Source organism: Lysinibacillus sp. NPDC095746, assembly GCF_044763535.1.
Classification (GTDB): domain Bacteria; phylum Bacillota; class Bacilli; order Bacillales_A; family Planococcaceae; genus Lysinibacillus.
In genome coordinates this window covers 35,455-55,674 of record NZ_JBIWGL010000018.1, presented here as the reverse complement: position 1 = coordinate 55,674, position 20,220 = coordinate 35,455, and the positions used below count along the sequence as shown (strand labels likewise).

Below are 20,220 nucleotides of genomic sequence, written 5' to 3'. Positions count from 1 at the left end.
ATAAAACCCCTATCTCTCTTTAATTTTAGTTATTTGTAGCTCTTTTATGAGACTTTGAACAGTCTCCTTTTGTACTTTCGCAATTTCTTTTTCACCTGCATTTGCAGAGCCACATGCAACAGCCCATTTATATGCCTCCTTACAGTCCACACCTTCTGAAAGCTTATAGACAAGGCCTCCTAAAAACGCATCACCGCTACCCACTGTATTTATAACATTAATTTTCGGTGCATTTACTTGGTAAACCCCTAAACGATTAACAAATAAAGCCCCTTTTTCGCCCAACGAAAAACATACATGCTCAATTCCTAAATCCTGTATTTTTTCACCAGCTTGAATTAAGTCGTCTTGCGCTTTAACCTGTTTCCCAATTAATTGAACAATTTCATCCTCATTAGGTTTAATGATAAAAGGTATTGCTTCAACGCCTTGCTTCAAAGCTTCTCCGCTCGTATCGAGAGCAACCCGAACACCTTTTTGTTTTAATAATCGAATAATCATTCCATAAGCAGACATCGGTATACCCTTAGGTAGACTTCCTGAAAGCACGAAATATTGAGAACACTCTGCTTGAGCTTTAATCCATTTCAGCATTTCTTGCCATTCATGCTCGTAAATCGTTGGTCCGTCTTCTAAAAGCTCGGTCATTTCCTTCGTTTGCTTATTTGAAACGGTTAGACAAATTCGACTTTCGCCCTCTATTTGAATAAACCCTGTTTGCATGTTTTCTTCCTTTAACAGTGCCTTTATTTTTTCCCCATTTAGTCCGCCAACGAAACCACCAATGAACACTTCACCACCCAGTGTTTGAATGACACGGGCGACATTAATGCCTTTTCCTCCACCTTGCTGCAGCTTCTGCAATACTCGATTTGTCTTACCAAGCATTAAAGAATTCATTTCATATACTTGATCAATGGCTGCATTTAAAGTTATCGTCGTAATCATTTTTGCAGCATCACAATCTTCTGCTCTACTAACTCAATTAATGCCTCTCGTGCAGGAAGAAAATACTTTCTTGGATCATTTTCTGTCGGATTTTCTATAAAGAAGGCTCTTAATTGCTCGGCAAATAAATCTTTTAGCTCTGTTGAAAAATTCACTTTCGCAATACCGTAATTTAAAGATTTACGTACGCTTTCTTCTGGTACACCTGAGGCACCGTGCATAACTAATGGCACATTTGTAGCACGATGAATTTCCTGCAGTAGTTCGAATTGTAGCTGTGGTTCTTGTTTATACTTACCGTGTGCTGTGCCAAAAGCTGGCGCGAATGATTGGATACCTGTTTCTTTCACAAAGCGTTCAGCTAGTTTAGGATCAGTGAAAAAGGCCATTTTCTCGTCAACTGTTACATCATCTTCTACACCACCAATTGTTCCAAGCTCTGCTTCGACAGGCACATGAATTGCACTTGCAGCCTCTACAACTCTTTTCACAAGATTAATATTTTCCTCAAAGGGTAACGTAGAACCATCAATCATCACCGACGTATAGCCCGCTCGTAAACATTCCATTACAACTTTATAGGACTCACCGTGATCCAAATGTAGGGCTACTGGTACTTTTGCTTGTTCAGCAGCTGTTTTAGCAAGCGCCATCATATAATGCATTTCTACATATTTATAAGTGCTTGAAGTCGTTTGTAAAATAACAGGTGCACCTACCTTCTCTGCTCCTGCAATAACTGCTTTAATAATTTCCAAATTGTGCGCTCCGAACGCACCAATTGCATAATTATTTCTATAAGCGTCTTTTAACATTTCATTCGTCGTCACTAATGGCATAATCGAGTTCCTCCCTCAATGGGTTGTTGGTATAATTTATAGTATAAAAATTCTGATAACTGATGAAGCATTATTAAAAAGCAATTATGTCAATGAGTTTAAGATGTCTATACAGTAGGAACTCATCGACAAAACAAATGGATGGATTTCCGTTCTGACTGAGCACTTTCCAGAGGTGTCCGATTAGCGGTTTGAGCCAAAAGGGTGTTGGTTACGAAGCCGCTATCACAGGACACGATACTTTTTAGCCTTTGCTCCTTTATAAGTTTGTTGCAGGATCATCTCTGTGAATGCAAAGGAGTCGCTCAGTCTTGCACACCAATCAAACTTAGCATGATACTCATTTTTATAACGATAAACGGAACTCTTCACGTCTTGCGCGAAAGCAAAGTGTCAGAACCAACATAAGCAGAAAAAGCACTCGACCCTCAGCAAGTAGTCACCAGAAGCAGAAATCGCCCACATTTAAAATGCCAACATGTACAAAGATTACTTTACCTTGGCCATTTTATTCTTTAACATTATGAAACTCATAGATCGTAACTATGAGTTTAGTTTAATTCTGTATAAAACCGGCAGCGATCGCCTCTTACTATTGAAATGCAAAATTCGACTGGCTTTCCTGAAGTATCGAATGCAGTACGTTCTAGTAATAAAGCGGGTTTTCCTGCCTCCGTTTTCAACAAATGTGCCTCATCTTTACTAATAAGAACAGGCTCGAAAGCTTCTTTTGCTCTCACAACGATAATGTCAAAACGTTGTGCTAATAAGCTATACAAGGAAGAGGAACTAACCTCATGTAATATTTCACTATCCTTGATGATACTTTTTGGTAAAAATGATGATTCTAAAACAATTGGTTCATTATCTGCAAAACGTAAGCGCTTCATTTCAATGACTCGTTCATCTTCACCTAATTCAAGACTGTGTCTAACCTTTGTTGAAGGGAATACTTCCTGAATCTCAAGTACTTCATCTCTTGGGTTTAGACCTTTTTCTTGAAGCACACGACTAAAACTATAAAAACCACCAAGCGATTGTTCGAACCTTGGCTTCGCAACAAAAGTTCCTTTCCCTTGAATACGGTATAGTTTTCCTTCTTGTACTAATTCCTCAATTGCTTTCTTTGCAGTATTTCGACTGACGCGAAACATCTCCATCAATTGATTTTCAGAATCAATTTTATCCTCCGGCTTCCACTCTCCCGATTGAATCTTAGCAGATAATCTTTGTTTCAATTGATGATATAGCGGGATTACACTAGCTTGATCTAACGGTTTCATCTCTACTCATCCTTCTCCTAGGTTTTGTTATCAATATATCATCTAATCAAAAGGATGCCTATCGATATATCAATTCTTTTCAAATGCTAGATTTCCTAAGCAAAAGGTTTTCTCTATTTCCCCCTCAGCATTAAGCCAAATAACATCTGCATCTTTCCCTACAGCAAGAGAGCCTTTACGATTGGAAACTCCTAAATGAATTGCTTGATTTAGAGAAACAAGACGAACTTGTTCGATTAGTGAAAGTGTCAGCCACTCTTCTATGTTTTTTCTTGCTGTATTCATAGTCAAAACACTTCCTGCTAAGGAGCCTGTTTTACGTTGAATACAGCGATTATCAAACACTTCTACTTCTTCGCCACCTAATGTATAAATACCGTCTGGCATTCCCTTTGCACGCATACCATCAGTAATGACAAGCATGCGATTCAAACCTTTCATTTTACGAACCATCAACAGCAAATCTTTATGAAAATGTATATTGTCTGGAATCAGTTCAACATAGACTTCATCTTCTAATAGCACTGCTCCTACAACACCTGGATCGCGATGATGAATGCCTCTCATTCCATTAAATAGATGGGTTGCATGTGTAATACCAGCTCTTATGGCACCGATAGCCATATCATAAGTAGCATCGGAGTGACCAATAGATGCAATCACATCTTTACTTTTCAATGCTCGAAGCAATTCAAAATTCACATCTTCCTCTGGTGCAAATGTGACCAAGCGAATTAATTGATTTGACTTGTCATATAAATCATTAAATTGCCTAGCATTTGGTTTTAAGATTGATTCCTCTGGCTGCGCTCCCTTTTTTAAGCGATTAATAAATGGACCTTCCAGGTGAATTCCTAGCATTTCAGCTACCGCAGTAGGCTGTTCTTTGTTATAAAATGCAAGTGCTTCGATAGCAGCTTCAATTTCTGACATAGGACATGTCGTCGTTGTTGCTAAAAAGGCGGTTACACCTTCGCTTGCTAAATGTTTTGCGATTTGTGCATAATTAGCAGGGACCCCATCCATAAAGTCATGCCCTAAAGCACCATGTACATGTATATCAATCATCCCAGGGATAATATAGCCTTGTTGCTGACAATCAATAATATTGTCGGCAGAAGTCAACGGAGGGCAATTGTTCATTTCATCAATTACTGCAATTTTCCCATCAACCATTTGTAAAAAACCATTCGTTAAAATGCCTTCTTCCATCACAATATTGGCATGAATGATCCATGTTTTGTTCATGAAGTCACCCCTTCATTGGGATAATGTTCTGCTTTTATTTGTGCTTCGGCTTCCGTTTTCTTTTTGAAAATATGCGATGACATCCAAGATAAAAATAAAGCTGTTAAACTAACGCCGAAAAACGGTAATAATCCTGGAATCCAACTAAAAATGCGATATAATATGGCCATCCCTACAATAGAGCCAATCATTTGAAGTGGATATGCTACGCTAAATAATATCGAAACAGCAAAGTAACGGATAGGTGGTAGCTCATAATGAGCGTATATTTGGAAAATATTCAATACCATAATGCAAAATAGACTACTAATCGTCACAAATAAGGTAAGCAATAGTAAACCTGTCACCCCATGAAACGATGAAATTATTTGGAAATTAATTGTTAAAAAGTAACCGATACTTAAAATGATAATGCCTATTTTATTCGATGAAATAAACTCTATTTTATATGTCTTCCAATATGTTTTGACAAGTAGTTTTAAATCGTCCTCCCCTTGCAATCTTTTACGTAATGTTGTAAAAATCGCAACAGTTGCGGGAGTAATTCCGAATAAAACAAGTCCAAGTAAGGTTAAGCCAATCCACATTAACTGTAACACTGCCAACAATGTTATTAACTCAACTGTCCAGTATAATTTCCCTTTCCATCCTTCAAATTTCATTTATTTTGCCTCCCTACACTAGAAATCCATGCACGACTAAAGTCGCCGCTATGTCTCATTCTTACCTCATATTAACTGGCAGTAAGGCATCCGCATAAAAAAGAATGAGTACGTTGAAGTACAACTGCCAGTAAATGTTCGATTAGTTCGAGACAATAGGTTGTTGGTCACACAAGCGTTGTCATAGGAAGTAGCGTTTTAGCCCGTGTTCTTTGTTACACTTTATTTTTTTGTACGGTCATATGCTGCTTGGGCGACTTTCATATATTTCTCTAAGCCCATCTTCTCAATTGTTTTCTTATAGTCATCCCATTTGTCGAAGCTTGCCTTACCTGTAATAAAGCTTGCTGTCATCTCATCCACATATGTTTGAATGTCTGTTAAAATAGCTGACACTTGTTCATTTTCCTCTAAAGTGTAGTTCAAGCCTGGAATAATGTCTTCATCTTTCAATGCATATGGCATTACTTGCTGAGCATTGTTAATTGAATTTTCTTTCGCTTCTGCCCCTTGGAAATACTTTTGTGTAACGATTCCAGGGTAGTAACCGCCTGGCCATGTTAGGTAGTCGCTTATTGCTTGGTCTAAGTTTTTACCATCAGGGTTGTTGGTAATGTTATCTACATACTTTACATTACCAACTGCATCTTCCTCGTAAGTTACACCTTTAAAGCCCATGAAGAACATTTTTGTTCCCTCATCACCATATAAATGGTCAATCCATCGTACCATTGCTTCAGGATTTTTTGCTTTATCGGTTACAACAAACATTCCTAAATTACCAAGACCGTTAGACATAGCTGTATATTGACGATCTCCATTAGGGCCTTCTAATACATGCGCACCTACATAACCATCTAATTTGAACAGTTCTTTCGGATCTACTTCACTTAGCATACCGAAAGTTCCTTTACCCGCTTCAGCAGCGAATTTTTGGGGCTCCGTTGTAAATACATCTTTATTGATTAAATCTTCACTATACAATTTATTTAAAAATTCAAGCAATTGTTTGTATTCGTCTGTTGTTGGAACGAAGCGGAATTCTTTAGTTCCTTCTTTAAAGTCTAAATTCGGATTCATCGTTCCTTGTTTGTTCAAGCCGAATGAACCCCTTAAATAATCAATAAATTGCTTAATTCCATAACCAGATCCCCAGCCTTGCTCGTCCTGTTGACCGTTACCGTTTGGATCGTTTTCTTTAAATGCTTTAAGCACTTTATATAAATCTTCTGTCGTTTCAGGTGATTTTAAGCTTAGTTTATCTAGCCATTGCTGGTTGATCCATGGTGCTCCTACACGAAGCGATTCAAACTTTGGATCATAGATTGTTGGGAAACCATAGATATTTCCATCTGCCATTGTAATACCTTGCTTTACAGTCGGGTATTCTTCTAAAAGCTTTTTGAAATTCGGCGCATATTTATCAATATAATCATTTAATGGTATGAATACGCCTTGCTGACCATACTTCAGTAAATCAGTTCTTGAGAATGCCGATGCAAAGAAGATTTCTGGATAGTTCCCTGCTGCTAAAAGTAAGTTCTTTTTATCCGCTAATACTTCGGTTTGAACGGTTGTCCAATTAATATGGATATTAGACATTTTTTCGTATTCTTGCCATAGCATTAAGCTATTCCAATCTTGTGAAGCAAAAAACTTAGCTGCAAAACCATCTACTTCAATTTTATCTTTAGCAATAGGCATCCCCGTAGCATTCACATTATCAACGTTGCCGCTTGTACTTGCTTTATTTTCTTTATTATCTGAACAAGCTCCTAAAATACTAGCTGCTAACATCATAGTTGCCATCAAACCATATACACGTTTCTTTTTCATCGCCATTTAAATCGCTCCTATTCTTTAACCTTTTAATGAACCAATCATGACACCTTTTACAAAATATCTTTGTAAGAACGGATAAAGCATTAGCATTGGTAAGTTGGCAATGATTAAAACAGCATATTTCAACCCTTCAACGCTAAGTTTTTGAGCTAGAAAGCTTTCTGAAGTTGCTTGAATCATATCATCGGCTTGTCCTTGAATTAAGATTTGTCTAAGTATAAGTTGGAGTGGAAACTTGCTTTGGTCTTGTAAATAAATTAAAGCTTGAAAATACGAGTTCCAATGTCCTACTGCATAGAATAAAACCATTACTGCCATAACAGGGAATGATAGCGGTAATACAATACTCCATAAAATCCGAAAGTTTCCCGCTCCATCAATCGTTGCGGATTCCTCTAGTTCATGAGGAATCGATTGGAAGAATGTTCGCATAATAATAATGTTCCATACAGCAACAGCATTTGGAATAATCATGACCCAAAATGTATTAATCATGCCTAAGTCACGAATTAATAAGTATGTTGGTATTAACCCTCCGCTGAAAAACATCGTGAATACCATAAATGCCATAATGAAACCTTTACCTTTCAAATCTCTACGTGAAAGAGGATAGGCAGCACAAATTGTCATCACAATATTCAATACCGTTCCGAAAAATGTGTACTTCAATGTATTGATAAATCCATTAATAATATCTGGATTTTGAAATACCTTTTTATATGCTTCAACAGTAAATTCCTTTGGCCATAACCACATATCACCCGAGATAACATACTGCGGATTACTTAATGAAGCACTTAATACAAAAAGCAGTGGGTAAAGAACGATAATCGCAACAATTGCTAAGAAAATATAATTAAAGATTGTAAACGCTCGATCGCCTTTCGATTCTTTCAATTTCACCACTCCCTTACCATAGGCTTGTATCACTTACTTTTTTCGCTATTTGGTTTACCATAATGAGCAGGATAAAGTTAATGATAGAGTTGAATAAACCTACAGCCGCTGAAAAGCTATACTGCGCTTCTAAAATCCCACTTCGATAAACAAAGGTTGAAATGACGTCCGAAGTCGACATATTTAAATCATTTTGCAATAAAAATACTTTCTCAAATCCAATCGCCATAACTGATCCTACGTTCAAGATAAATAAGATAACAATTGTTGGCATAATTGCTGGGATGTTAATATGAATAATTCTCTGGAATTTTGAAGCCCCATCCATCATTGCTGCTTCATGCTGCGCTGGATCTACCGCCGATAAAGCTGCAATATAGATAATGGAACTCCACCCCATTGTTTGCCATACATCTGAAAGTACATAGATTGACTTAAACCATGCTGGCTCTGAAATGAAATCAATCGGCGTACCACCAAACACCATGATAACTTGGTTAATCATCCCGTCTGATTTTAAGAAAAGTAACAGCATACCGACAACGACTACTGTTGATAAAAAATGCGGTGCATAAATAATTGTCTGTACAAACTTTTTAAAGCGAAGACTTTTCACTTCATTTAACAGTAATGCAATAATAATCGGTACAGGGAAAGATACTAGTAGCGTAAATACACCAATACCAATTGTATTTTTAATTAATCTCCCAAAATAATAACTATCAAAGAAGCGTTCAAAATGCTTAAAACCAACCCATGGACTACCAGTAATCCCCTTTGTAGCGATAAAATCCTTAAAGGCAATTTGCAAACCGTACAACGGGTAATAATGGAAAATCAAAAAATAAAGGATCACAGGGACTAATAATAAATAAAGCTCCCAATTTTTTCTGATAGACTTCTTCCACTCTATCCAGTGATTCCTCTTTACTTTTGATTGCTTTTTGAACAAACGCTTTGTTTTAAATGGCTTTTCTTCAACAGTTGTTTCATCCAAAAGCGTCATACATACACCCCCTATTTATCAATGCTGTAGAATAGTAGATTCCTGTGAAATTTCAACAACTCTTCCCCCATTACGGAGCGATTCCGTTGCTGCACAGCCAACTGCTACGCTCATACGACCAGCAAATGGAGTTGTTAAAGGCTCTTTATTGTAAAGTATTAACTCTACGAAATCTTGCGCAATTTTAGGATCTGCTCCCCCATGGCTTCCTTCCTCGGGTTTCATTTCATAAACAACATCACTAAGCTCTTCCCAGGAATTAGATTTACGTGTCTTCAAATAAATTTTATTGTTCACATCATCATTTTCGATCCGCCCTTTCGTACCGATAAATGTATAATTTCGTGAATAATCTGGGGTGAAGTGACATTGTAAATAGGAAGCTTTTATACCACCCTCTAATTCCATAATGAGCATGTTATTATCCTCAACATCAATTTCTTCTCGGAACGCACATTCCGTGAATGTATGTGGGACATATTCTGGACATGTTTTTTTCTGGTCACATGTTGGACATGTTAACGTATTTGGTTTATCACCACCGTAATAATCTAAGCTACCAAATGCAGATACTTTCGTCGCATGTTTTCCAGAAATCCAATGAATCACATCTAAATCATGTGAGCCTTTTTGCAGCAACAGGGATGTTGTATTTTTGGAATTACCGTGCCAATCATGATAATAGAAGTAACCGCCAAAGCCAACAAAGTGGCGGACCCATATGGCTTTTAATTCTCCAATAGCGCCCGAATCGATTAAGCCTTTCATCGTTTGATACATACTCATATATCGCATATTAAAACCGACCATTAGATGCTTCCCTGATTTTTTCCATATATCTAAAATTCGATCGCATCCCTCCACTGTAATCGCTAAAGGTTTTTCAGCATATACGTGCTTTCCTGCTTCTAAACAAGTAATAATATGCTCTTCATGTAAATAATCCGGTGATAAGACGGCAATAGCATCAATATCGTCTCTTGTTAGTAAATCCTTATAATCCTTCGTTAAAAATAAAGGTGTTTCAAATTTTTCTTGAAATTTATCTAAACGTTCTTGAGAAATATCAGCTAAAGCAACAATTTCCGATTCCCCATCAGGCTTATGCCAGTATTGAGCTAAACCTCCTCTTAATCCCGCTCCGATTACGCCAATGCGTACTTTCTTCATTGATTTTCCCCCTCTAAAAATTCTGCATTTGTTTGTATTAAGTAAACGTTTACATTTGATACTGATTTTACCAATCATCCACAACAACACAACTACATGACAACACGTTGTAGGTACAAGTTAGATCAAAATAGTATAGCGAATATTCCAAAAATTACGATGAAATAAATATATAATTCTAACCATAAATATGTCAATACCCCAAATTTTAGTCATAATATCTTCTAGAAAAGTTGACTCTTCCAAGAATACAGAAAATTCAATACATTTATAAAAGCTCAACCCTCTCTGTAAAAAAAGATATTATTCCCTCACAATGAACTAAAATTCCCACCTTATAATGGTAATCCACAAATTATATAATATAGGTGCAGGAATATTACACCATTTATTATAGGTTACATAATATTGATGGATATTTTCTCTAAATCAATTACACTAAACATACGTTAAAGTGAAGCTTTAATATTGGAGGAGGTTTTCTTCATCCTCCATCGTGGCTCACCGCCCGTAGATTACAGAAAGGAGTTGCAACATGGAAGAAATATTGACGATTACGAATTTGACAAAGAGTTATGGTAGTAAGGAAATATTAAAAGGGATCGATTTGCACGTCTCGCGAGGAGAAATAATTGGTTATATTGGCCCGAACGGTGCAGGTAAAAGTACTACTGTCAAAATCATTTTGGGGATTGAAGGTGATTACGGTGGAGAAATTAAGCTTTTCGGAGAGAATATCGGAAAAAACAGCATTGAATATAGACGGCGAATTGGCTATGTACCAGAAATAGCAGATGTGTACGATAATTTAACTGGTTATGAGTATTTGACCTTCATCGGCCAGCTTTATGGCCTTGAATTTGAAGTCGCTGCGGATAAATCAAAATCCTTAATGGCATTGTTTGGTGTTGGTGAAGCGTATCATTCAAGGATATCTTCTTATTCAAAAGGGATGCGGCAAAAGCTATTAATTATCGCTAGCCTTATACATAATCCCGATTTGTTATTTTTAGATGAACCGATCAATGGCTTAGATGCGAATAGTGTGATGATCTTTAAAGAAATTTTGATTCAATTGGCTGCCCAAGGAAAAACAATATTTTATTCCTCTCATATTATGGATGTTGTCGAAAAAATCAGTAGTCGCATCATCCTGCTGAATGATGGGAAAATCGCTGCCGATGGGACATTTGCCCAACTACAGGCAGACAATACCGAAGGAACTCTGGAAAAGATTTTCAACCAATTGACAGGCTTCCATGATCATCAGGAAATTGGTGAGAAATTCGTTTCTATTGTGCAAGAGGTATGATCATGAAAGATTTCAAAACTTTACAGGTGCTTGATAAGATACAATTTGTTTTTGTGAAAATGGGCATCGATTACGAAATGATGAGAAAAATCCTCCATATTAAACTCACAATGGATGAACGTAAAGTACCGACAATATTTAACCAAGCATCAAATAAAAACAACAAAGAGCAAAAGAATGGCTACATCAAATCTTTATGGATTTATGTTTTAATGGGACTTATGCTAGTTCCTTTTATGGGATTTGGTCAAAACTATCTTTTCCAAATGAGTATTGCTTATGCAATGATTATTTTTATCATCATGACAACATTGATTGCTGATTTTTCTTCGGTACTTTTGGATGTACGGGACAGAAGTATCCTATCAACCAAGCCTATCTCTGCTAAAACGATTAATGCGGCCAAGTTCATGCATATTTTCATTTACTTGACGTATTTAACTATTGCATTCACTGCCATTCCCCTTATGGTGGGTCTATATAATCAAGGGATTGTATTCTTTATTTTAACTGTGCTCTTACTCGTTTTAATGAATATTTTTATTGTTGTATTAACTGCTATTTTATATATTGCTATTTTAAGATTCTTTGATGGAGAAAAGCTGAAAGACATCATCAATTATGTACAAATCGGCTTATCATTAATGTTGATGATTGGCTATCAAGTTCTTATTAGATCCTTTGAATTCGTTAATTATGATATGGCGCTAACATTTCATTGGTGGAGTATTTTTCTAATCCCAATGTGGTTTGCCGCTCCTTATGAACTACTACTAAACAGTGACAGCTCTTTATTTACAGTGGTGTTCAGTATGTTTGCTGTCGTCATGCCAATCATCTCGATATGGCTTTATGTAAAGCTGATTCCAACCTTTGAACGAAATCTGCAAAAACTATTAAACACAAGCAAATCGAAAAAAGAAAAGAACAATCCACTTAAGACCATTTTGTTAACAATCATTTGTAGAACGAATGAAGAAAGAGCTTTCTACCGCTTTGCTTCCCTTATGATGAAACAGGAGCGAGAATTTAAACTGAAAGTATATCCATCTTTAGGGTTTTCTTTTGTCATTCCGTTTATTTTTATGTTTTCTTTTTCAAAGTACGAAGGTGTTGATTATGCCGTAAGCATGGGCTATTTAAATATTTATTTCAGCATGCTAATTATTCCTTCTGCTGTACTCATGCTTGGACATTCAGGAAAATATAAAGCAGCTTGGATCTATAAAGTCTTTCCAATCAAAGACTACACAAACTTGAAAAAAGGAAGCTTAAAAGCATTTTTGATAAAGTTGTACATTCCATTGTATATTTTTCTAAGCATTATTTTCTGCTTCATTTTTGGTACGAGAATTATCTTAGACTTACTGATTGTTTTAGTAACAAGCTGCATGTACACCGTCATTTGTTACATCGGCATGGGAAGCAACATTCCTTTCACAAAGCCCTATAATGAAGTTGGCGATGGCCAGAGTTGGAAAACGCTTATATTGCTTATCCCATTAGGTGCTTTGGCGGGACTGCATTACTTCTTGACTTCTCATACTACTTATGGGGCAATCATTTACTTAATCGTGCTTGTCATCACGAATTTCGTTCTATGGAAGTTTGCCTTTAAGCGTACGAAAACGGCTTGAGCCTAAACTCAAGCCGTTTTATTTTAAAAAGCTTTTCTCTCATATATACGAATAGATAGTAGCCATGACCCAATAAATAAAATAATAACCGTCATGCTAGCTACAAAATACATTTGCGTTTCTTGTAAAGTCAAGAATTTTCGTGCTAATTCTCTTAATATATCATTTATAGGAACTAGTAAACTAATGGATAACATATAAATACCAAATAAAACACTTAAAGCAATCAATAAATATTGCGTTTTAAATTTATAGGAGATTGGAAACATGAGTGATATAACGACCATCACTAGACCAATAATAAGCAACATTTCTTTCCATATAAAAAGATCCCCTTTTCCATTTATGAGGAAATCCCCCACATAAATCATGAAAACAAATATTGTTGTAAATATCAGTGAACCTATATATTTTGAACTGACAATTTCCTTTCGCGTATATGGTAGAGAATTAAGCAAAATATTAGCATTGTCTTTTTCATCGTAAGCGAAAGCATTTAGTATAAATATTACACTATAAAGAAATCCCAAAAATAGTAGGGAGGGTACACCTGCCCATAAGTAGATTATTATAGTAGCAATGTAAAATAAAATGAGTTTCTTTTGTATTAAAACATCCTTAAGTATAAGGTTAATCATCCAATTACCATCCTTTTTCCTATATTACATACTATCTTTAAACTTAGGCTTAAATATATTCACCACACGAATTTAACAGCTGTCTCCATCACTCATCCTCTGAATACAATAGTGTGAGCATTTCTTTAAGCTCTGCTAAGCCAATATTCATTTCTTTAGCATTTTGGATGGCAATCAATAGATTTTCTTCGATTACCTTTACTTTTCTTTCTCTTATCATTTCCGTATTTTGCTCTGAAATGAACGAACCTTTCCCCACAATAGAATAAATAAATCCGTTTTTCTCTAGCTCTTCATAAGCGCGTTTTGTCGTAATAACGCTAATTTCTAAATCCTTTGCAAGCTGTCGCATAGACGGCAATGACTGCCCCTCTTGTAATTCACCTGATAAAATTAGCTTTTTGATTTGACTATAAATTTGCTCATAAATCGGTTCTTTTGAGCTGTTTGAAATAATAATTTGCATGCAAATACCTCTTCTTTATTTTTATGTGTCAGCACAGAAGACGTTGGTTATTCTGTTAGCATGAGCAATTTTTATTTCAGCATGCTAATTACTCGTCAGTTGTACTTATGTTTGGACATTCAGGGAAATATAAAGCCATTAGATTTATAATGTCTTTCCCTTAAAGATTCCATTGTCTATTGTTTAGAGTATAATTTTCTGCCTCACGAAAATTACCTTAGATTTATTAAATATGTTAACATACTGTCATTTGTTATAGCGGTATCGGAAGCCACGGTCGGCGATAGGACATTGTGTTTAAGTGACTTAAACAGCTTGAACCTACATCAACGGGCTCAAGCTGTTTTATTTTAAAAGACTTTTTTCGCATATATTCGAATAGATAGTAGCCACGATCCTACATATAAAATAATGATTGTAAAGATAGCTACAAAATACATTTGTGTTTCTTGTAAAGTCAGAAACTTTTGTATTAGTTCTCTTAATGTATCATTAAAACTAGGGAATAAATATTTGACGGTTACCAAATATATACCAAATAAAGTACCCGAAGCAATCATTAATGCTTGCGTTTTAAATTTATAACATATTGGCAGTATGAATGATATAGCGACCATAACAAGACCGATAATTATCACTATATCTTTCAATAAAAACAATGTCTCTTTTCCGTTTAAGAGAAAATTACCTAAATACGTAATGAGTATGATTAGTGATGTATATATCAATGAACCTATATATCTCGAACTAACAATTTGCTTTCTCGTATATGGTAGCGAATTAAGTAAAATATTAGCATTATCTTTTTCATCGTAAGAAAAGGACATGGTAATAATCGCTAAACTATATAAGAATCCTATTTTCACTAGGGACACATTTATTAATAAATAAAGAATAATAGTAGCAATGTATAATACAATCATTTTCTTTTGTATTAAAATATCTTTAAATATAAGGTTAGCCATGCAATCACCATCCTTTTTTCGTATAGTACATAATATCTTCAAGCGTTGGTTTTTCCACAATAACAGAATCCCCAAATATTTTTGCCACACGATTTTTATCCGCTGTTAATGCCTCAAAGCCTATGTTCGATTTTCGAATTGCCACAAACTCTCGTTCCGTTTCTTGATCCAATAAATTCAATGTCCCTTTGACAATAGCATATTCCTCTTCAATCTTATAAAACTCCTTCGTGAATATATGTTCACCGTTATGAACAAAGGTAATATAATCCGCAATTCGGTCTAAATCTGTTGTTATATGTGTCGAGAAGAAAATCGTTTTATCTTCATCTTGCATTAACTCATGTAGAATATTTAGTAGCTCCCTACGAAATATCGGATCGAGCCCGGCAGTTGGTTCATCCATAATAATTAATTCTGCATGATGAGCTAGTGCTATAGCTAACGAAGCTTTCATCTTCATTCCCTTTGAAAAGGTCTTCATATATTTGTTCAATGGTAGTTCAAACTGATCAACATAACGTTGAAAGGCAGCATCATCCCAGTTTTTATAGGCTGGTTTAATAATCCTTTTCATATCCTTTAACGTTACATATTCATAAAAGACATTTTCATCATAGACAAAACCAATACGTTCCTTTATTTCTTTTTCATGCTTCTTATAATCCATCCCAAACACTGAAACAGTACCACTATCTTGCTTTAGCAAGTTCATAATCAATTTGATTGTAGTAGACTTTCCTGCACCATTTCCCCCGATAAATCCAGTTACAAAGCCCTTTTTAACGTTAATAGAGAAATCTTTTATCTGAAATCCATTAAAAGATTTATGAACATGCTGTAATTCAATGACATTTTCCATTCTTCACCCTCCGTATGCAATAATGTAAGCATTTCCTTGAGCTCTTTAAGGCAAATTTCTACATATTGTATATATACTCTATATACAATATATACACAATAAACATATTTTGCAAGTAATAAATTATGATCGAAAAAAAAACGCAAACATGAGATTGTTAAATCACAAGCTCATGTTTGCTGTTTTTAATTATTTAGTTGATAATACTGCGAATTATGGCTCCCAATTAACTTTAGCTAACTATTTAATTGGCGCATTATTAATTGTTGATAATACTTCATTCACCTCGAAGATCTTCCCGCGAATATCGGTAATGCCAAAACTTATTAATCGTTCTGAATGCATAGTTAAATATTTCTCTGCTGCTGTTTTGGTTTCAAATAAATATATCCCACCAGCTTCTTTAGTCGCAGCATTCTCAGTCCAAACCTTCCAAATCATACCCGACTCTTCATTAATACTTTTTGCTAAATTAGTAAATGCCTCGGACATTTCTTCACCGAATGGCCCGTCCATTGTAAAATCAACTTGTAATAAATATTTCATGTATAAAACCCCCACTTTTATTTTTTCTATAACAATTAGTAATTTTTAAGGTTCTTCATCATGATGTGTGGTGTTGATTTCCGTTCCGAGGGCGCTTTTTAGCTGCCGCTTCGCCTCGTAATAATCAACAAAAGTATCGAATTGAAAAAAGTATCATGATTCGTTTAAACACTATCTTTTTAACTACCCCTCTGAAGGATTTAGCGTTCCAACATATAATCGATAAATTGCAGCTTTTTGCCATTCATTTCGAACTTATTATCACTTATAGACAGTTGTTTAAAACCATTCTTTTCAAGAACCCTTTGAGATGCAATATTATTTGTTGTTGTTTTTGCTTTAATCTTTTTGACACGGATTTCTGTTTCTAATAGTAGTTTTAAGGCTCTAGCCGCTATTCCTTTGCCCCCATATTCTTGTCCCACTCTATAACCGACTTCTGCTATCTCATTCGCTGTATCCATATCTACTAAATTAATTCTTCCAACAATACTGCCTGAGTTATCTCTTATTAAGTAAAATTTCGATTTATTTTCTTGTTGTTCTGTTAAAAGCTCCCTATGTCTTATTTTAAATGTCTCAAAATTATAATAGTCTTCTCCACGACCAGGTACCATTTGTTCAAAAAATAGTCTATTATTCTTTTCAAACTCAAACAATTCTTCTGCATCGCGTTCTTGTAAGCAAATAATTGAAATTTCCAAGCTAATTCATCCCCCTCGTCCTTTATGCTTCAAATCCAAATTTGTAAGAAAAAAGCAAAAAAACAAACTCTTTACGATATCATACCTAAGAGTTTGTTTTTAATCTATTGGAATCTTGAAATGAAGAAATGTATAACAATTCAAATAAAAAGAAGAATCAACCATCTAAATCTTTTAATCGTCTCCGAATAGTAGCTTCAGAAACGCGAAATATTCGTGCAATTTCCCGATTACTTTTTCCAGCATCCTTTAACTGCAGCAACTCCAATTCGTTTATGGCCACTTTTGGCCGTCCATTTGAATTTCCCCCTCGCCATTCCTTATTTTTCTTTTTACTTCTCAAAAATTTCCCGAGCATTTTCTCACCTTCTCATGCGTCATAACTCTATATTATCAGTTATATAGCCTCTTTATAAAAAAGAAAGTAGACCGATATCTACTCTCTTGATTGTTTAGGAAAAATATAAAAATAAAAAACGAAACCAATAATAATTGCGGGTGGTAAAGCAATTCCCATATTTTGGACAAATGCACTTGCAAGTAGTTTTAAAATCTCAACAATATCTTTAGATAAAATGTTTTGATACTGTTCTGCATCTGTCAGACCTTTTATTATTAAGGTTACAGCAAAAATAATGATATAACTAATTAAGCTATAATTAATACTTAACTTTATTTTTTCTTTATCATCGTTCTTTTCCTCTAATAGCAATGTTTCCACGCTGATATCAAGAATCTCCGATATTTTCAGCATATTTCTCTTACTTGGGTAACCATTCCCAAGTTCCCATTTGGATATAGACTTATCACTTACATCCAAAATCTCAGCTAGTTCTTGTTGGGTGATTCCTTTTTCTTCTCGGAATCTTTTTAGTTTTAAACTTAAAATATTTTTCTCCATTTTATTCCTCCCCCATTACCTTAATTTACAGTTATTATCACATATTAGGAATTCTATTTACAGGAATTTTAGAAAATAGAGAAAAATAGACCACTATATAAAAGTGCGACAAAACTCATAAAATAGGTTTTTGTCGCACTTTTATCGGAAATCCATCTGAAATTACCTAAAGCTTATATATTCTTTTTCGAAAACTCCGTATGCAACAAGCTATAGATCAACACATCTTTACATGTAGTACCGGATCCCGAGTGCTTTTTATTCTGATCTTATCTTCGCGGTATATAAATAAACTCACCATCAAACGTATTAGCAGCTCAGTCGGTAGATTATGCTTTGCTTTTTTATAGCTCATATTGCCCTCCTAAATGTAATTTTTCTATTAGGTATGAAGCTATTTTATAGGTTCCTATACGCTTATTCTTTACTTATTAATTTTAATTTTTCATAGCCCTTTATATGTAAGCTTAGTTGTTTTTCCTTATTCCAAATACTATATGGGTATACTAAATTAACAACGGTTTTCCCGTCTTTCAATTCTGTAGTAACGCCTCTTGCATAAAAGGATTCTCCTTTTTCATTTGTTAATGCCCATTCAAAAAATTGATTTTCATCCTCGGAAAGATCTGTGTCAACCATTAAAGATACATGCATAGAGCCATTCGTAAGGGTTGCTGATTGTAATTGAATGCCCTCAACAGCTTTTTCCGCCACAAATGATTGTGTTACAACCTTCATTGGTGTCAATGTAAATGGCCATTCTCCATCAATAGAGACAATCCCTTTCTTCTCTGTATAGAAATGAATTGTTTCAATTACTAATTGAACTTTATCTAAGGAAGGCCATGCCATCTTTTTGGATTCTAATAAAAGTTCTACTATTATAGATTGATCGTTCTCTTTTAGCATATTCATATATGGGCTCGCAGCAATGACTGTTGGCGCGAGAGGCTTTGTGTCTGACACGAGGGAGTCAATTTCTTTCCCGGCCGAATCATACATACGATATTCGATGAATACGTCGTAAATATCTTTTATATCAATATTTTTCGGTAAAATTTCCATTCCCAACCCTACTCGATAGGCATCAGCAAATGTATTTTTAAGTGTAACCGTAACATCTTGTGAACTTTGCGATATACCAACATATTGTACCTCCCCGTTTTGACTAGCAAGTTCAATCCCAGCGTCCTCGAACCCTAGAAACGCTTTTAGTTTGGCCATTGCTGTATCATTAGACAAAATCATACCCGAAGCGAGCACTGCACATGCAGCCGCAGCTGAAATAGGCTTCAACCAACGTTTTTTTGTCTTTTTCTTGGATTGAGAGCGAATCTCTGTATATGAACGATCAAAAGCTTTTTGCACAATATCCGGTATTTCTTGTTCTCTATTCATTTCCTCATGTAAACGGTCGTCTAATGATTTTTTCATAGTAATTGAACCCCCTCAACATAATAATTATTTTTCAAATATTGCTTTGCTCTAGAAATCCTCGACTTAATCGTCCCTTCTGATTCTTGAAGAAATTCGCTAATTTCCTTTGTCGTGAGTCCATTCACATAATAAAGCGTTAAAGCAATGCGATAGCTTTCATCTAGACTTTCTAATGCCTCATCAAGTTCAAGTGAAATTTGATCTTGGTGTCGTAGTTCATGCAATGTCGTCACATTTAGTGGTACAGTACGCTGACCCTGCTTCATAAAGCGATAGCAGTTATTTAAAAGAATACGACAAAGCCATGTATGAAAATATTTTGCTTCTTTTAGAGAATCTATTTTTTCAAACGCAGTCAGTATTGTGTCCTGTAAAAGATCTGCAATGTCCTCATCTTTCAAACCAAGTCGTTTTGCTGTCCGATAAAGCGTCATTTCGTATTGATGGATTAATTGTATAAACGCTTCTCCATCTCCCTTCTTTGCTTTTTTTACAAGAATCTCGGATTGCATATAATCACCTCTTTTTCTCTTTACATACCGTTAGAGCATTATGATTGATAGTTAGTTGCATCGATTTATTATTTATTACACTAAAAAACCGACGAAATAAAGGTCGGTTGCCGCCTGCTATTAAATTAAAACAATTAACACTGTTTACTCTCCGGAAATAGGTATTTCCGATCTGTTCAAGCTTTTATAAAGTTGTCGAAAAATTGAAGGACTATTAGCCCCTGTTTTGTCACAAACTAAGTAACAAGTCTCGTAATATATTATTGACATTCCTGCTTCATTACATAATACTATACTTAAAATTTGAGTTTTTTTAGGTATAAAGTTCCGACAAAACTCAAAGGA

The 20,220-nt window shown here is 35.2% G+C and carries 21 protein-coding genes; 2 read left to right on the top strand and 19 right to left on the bottom strand.

Features of this window, described 5'->3' with window-relative positions; genetic code table 11:
• Positions 1-9: 9 nt before the first annotated feature.
• From pfkB to ACIQ7N_RS14440, 9 genes are all read right to left on the bottom strand, one after another.
• Entirely contained in the window at positions 10-948 is a 939-nt protein-coding gene (gene pfkB / locus ACIQ7N_RS14480; RefSeq protein ID WP_402933195.1) for a 1-phosphofructokinase, read from the bottom strand.
• The gene (locus tag ACIQ7N_RS14475) at positions 945-1,787 is read right to left on the bottom strand and encodes a class II fructose-bisphosphate aldolase (protein WP_248717442.1); all 843 of its coding nucleotides are present in this window, start codon (positions 1,785-1,787) and stop codon (positions 945-947) included. The genes pfkB and ACIQ7N_RS14475 overlap by 4 nt, the downstream gene beginning before the upstream one ends.
• 551 nt (positions 1,788-2,338) lie before the next feature.
• A complete protein-coding gene (locus ACIQ7N_RS14470; protein WP_132361221.1) occupies positions 2,339-3,070 on the bottom strand; it encodes a GntR family transcriptional regulator in 732 nt (243 codons plus the stop codon).
• Between the two features lie 69 nt (positions 3,071-3,139).
• Positions 3,140-4,318, bottom strand: a complete 1,179-nt coding sequence (nagA, locus tag ACIQ7N_RS14465; RefSeq protein ID WP_402933191.1) for an N-acetylglucosamine-6-phosphate deacetylase — start codon at positions 4,316-4,318, stop codon at positions 3,140-3,142.
• A complete protein-coding gene (locus tag ACIQ7N_RS14460) occupies positions 4,315-4,980 on the bottom strand; it encodes a YesL family protein (RefSeq protein WP_402933188.1) in 666 nt (221 codons plus the stop codon). Before ACIQ7N_RS14460 ends, nagA begins: the two co-directional genes overlap by 4 nt.
• 222 nt (positions 4,981-5,202) lie before the next feature.
• A complete protein-coding gene (locus ACIQ7N_RS14455; RefSeq protein WP_402933350.1) occupies positions 5,203-6,816 on the bottom strand; it encodes an extracellular solute-binding protein in 1,614 nt (537 codons plus the stop codon).
• A 24-nt stretch (positions 6,817-6,840) separates the two neighbouring features.
• The gene (locus ACIQ7N_RS14450) at positions 6,841-7,719 is read right to left on the bottom strand and encodes a carbohydrate ABC transporter permease (protein WP_255505119.1); all 879 of its coding nucleotides are present in this window, start codon (positions 7,717-7,719) and stop codon (positions 6,841-6,843) included.
• 13 nt (positions 7,720-7,732) lie between these two features.
• Positions 7,733-8,725, bottom strand: a complete 993-nt coding sequence (locus ACIQ7N_RS14445; RefSeq protein ID WP_402933184.1) for an ABC transporter permease — start codon at positions 8,723-8,725, stop codon at positions 7,733-7,735.
• Positions 8,726-8,743: 18 nt separating this feature from the next.
• Complete coding sequence (locus tag ACIQ7N_RS14440) at positions 8,744-9,895, bottom strand: Gfo/Idh/MocA family protein (protein ID WP_402933182.1); 1,152 nt, start codon at positions 9,893-9,895, stop codon at positions 8,744-8,746.
• 535 nt (positions 9,896-10,430) lie between these two features.
• Here ACIQ7N_RS14440 and ACIQ7N_RS14435 point away from each other — a divergent pair.
• Positions 10,431-11,207: an ABC transporter ATP-binding protein gene (locus ACIQ7N_RS14435; protein WP_402933180.1), complete on the top strand. Its 777-nt coding sequence runs from the start codon at positions 10,431-10,433 to the stop codon at positions 11,205-11,207.
• Between the two features lie 2 nt (positions 11,208-11,209).
• The gene (locus ACIQ7N_RS14430) at positions 11,210-12,844 is read left to right on the top strand and encodes a hypothetical protein (RefSeq protein WP_402933177.1); all 1,635 of its coding nucleotides are present in this window, start codon (positions 11,210-11,212) and stop codon (positions 12,842-12,844) included.
• Positions 12,845-12,867: 23 nt separating this feature from the next.
• Here the strand turns inward: ACIQ7N_RS14430 and ACIQ7N_RS14425 are convergent, their stop codons facing one another.
• From ACIQ7N_RS14425 to ACIQ7N_RS14380, 10 genes are all read right to left on the bottom strand, one after another.
• Positions 12,868-13,482, bottom strand: coding sequence for an ABC-2 transporter permease (locus ACIQ7N_RS14425; protein WP_402933174.1), 615 nt, complete (start codon positions 13,480-13,482; stop codon positions 12,868-12,870).
• Between the two features lie 88 nt (positions 13,483-13,570).
• Entirely contained in the window at positions 13,571-13,948 is a 378-nt protein-coding gene (locus tag ACIQ7N_RS14420) for a GntR family transcriptional regulator (protein ID WP_132361203.1), read from the bottom strand.
• A gap of 350 nt (positions 13,949-14,298) precedes the next feature.
• On the bottom strand, positions 14,299-14,913 hold the full coding sequence (locus ACIQ7N_RS14415; RefSeq protein ID WP_402933171.1) for an ABC-2 transporter permease: 615 nt from the start codon (positions 14,911-14,913) through the stop codon (positions 14,299-14,301).
• A 4-nt stretch (positions 14,914-14,917) separates the two neighbouring features.
• On the bottom strand, positions 14,918-15,775 hold the full coding sequence (locus ACIQ7N_RS14410; protein WP_402933168.1) for an ABC transporter ATP-binding protein: 858 nt from the start codon (positions 15,773-15,775) through the stop codon (positions 14,918-14,920).
• A 240-nt stretch (positions 15,776-16,015) separates the two neighbouring features.
• Positions 16,016-16,321 carry a monooxygenase gene (locus tag ACIQ7N_RS14405; protein ID WP_402933165.1) on the bottom strand — a complete coding sequence of 102 codons (306 nt, stop codon included), beginning with the start codon at positions 16,319-16,321 and terminating at the stop codon, positions 16,016-16,018.
• Between the two features lie 200 nt (positions 16,322-16,521).
• Entirely contained in the window at positions 16,522-17,025 is a 504-nt protein-coding gene (locus ACIQ7N_RS14400; RefSeq protein ID WP_402933162.1) for a GNAT family N-acetyltransferase, read from the bottom strand.
• Between the two features lie 157 nt (positions 17,026-17,182).
• On the bottom strand, positions 17,183-17,383 hold the full coding sequence (locus ACIQ7N_RS14395; protein ID WP_402933159.1) for a helix-turn-helix domain-containing protein: 201 nt from the start codon (positions 17,381-17,383) through the stop codon (positions 17,183-17,185).
• 78 nt (positions 17,384-17,461) lie between these two features.
• Complete coding sequence (locus ACIQ7N_RS14390) at positions 17,462-17,926, bottom strand: helix-turn-helix domain-containing protein (RefSeq protein WP_402933156.1); 465 nt, start codon at positions 17,924-17,926, stop codon at positions 17,462-17,464.
• Positions 17,927-18,343: 417 nt separating this feature from the next.
• On the bottom strand, positions 18,344-19,360 hold the full coding sequence (locus ACIQ7N_RS14385) for a DUF4179 domain-containing protein (RefSeq protein ID WP_402933153.1): 1,017 nt from the start codon (positions 19,358-19,360) through the stop codon (positions 18,344-18,346).
• Entirely contained in the window at positions 19,357-19,875 is a 519-nt protein-coding gene (locus ACIQ7N_RS14380) for an RNA polymerase sigma factor (protein ID WP_402933150.1), read from the bottom strand. Before ACIQ7N_RS14380 ends, ACIQ7N_RS14385 begins: the two co-directional genes overlap by 4 nt.
• Positions 19,876-20,220 lie beyond the last annotated feature (345 nt).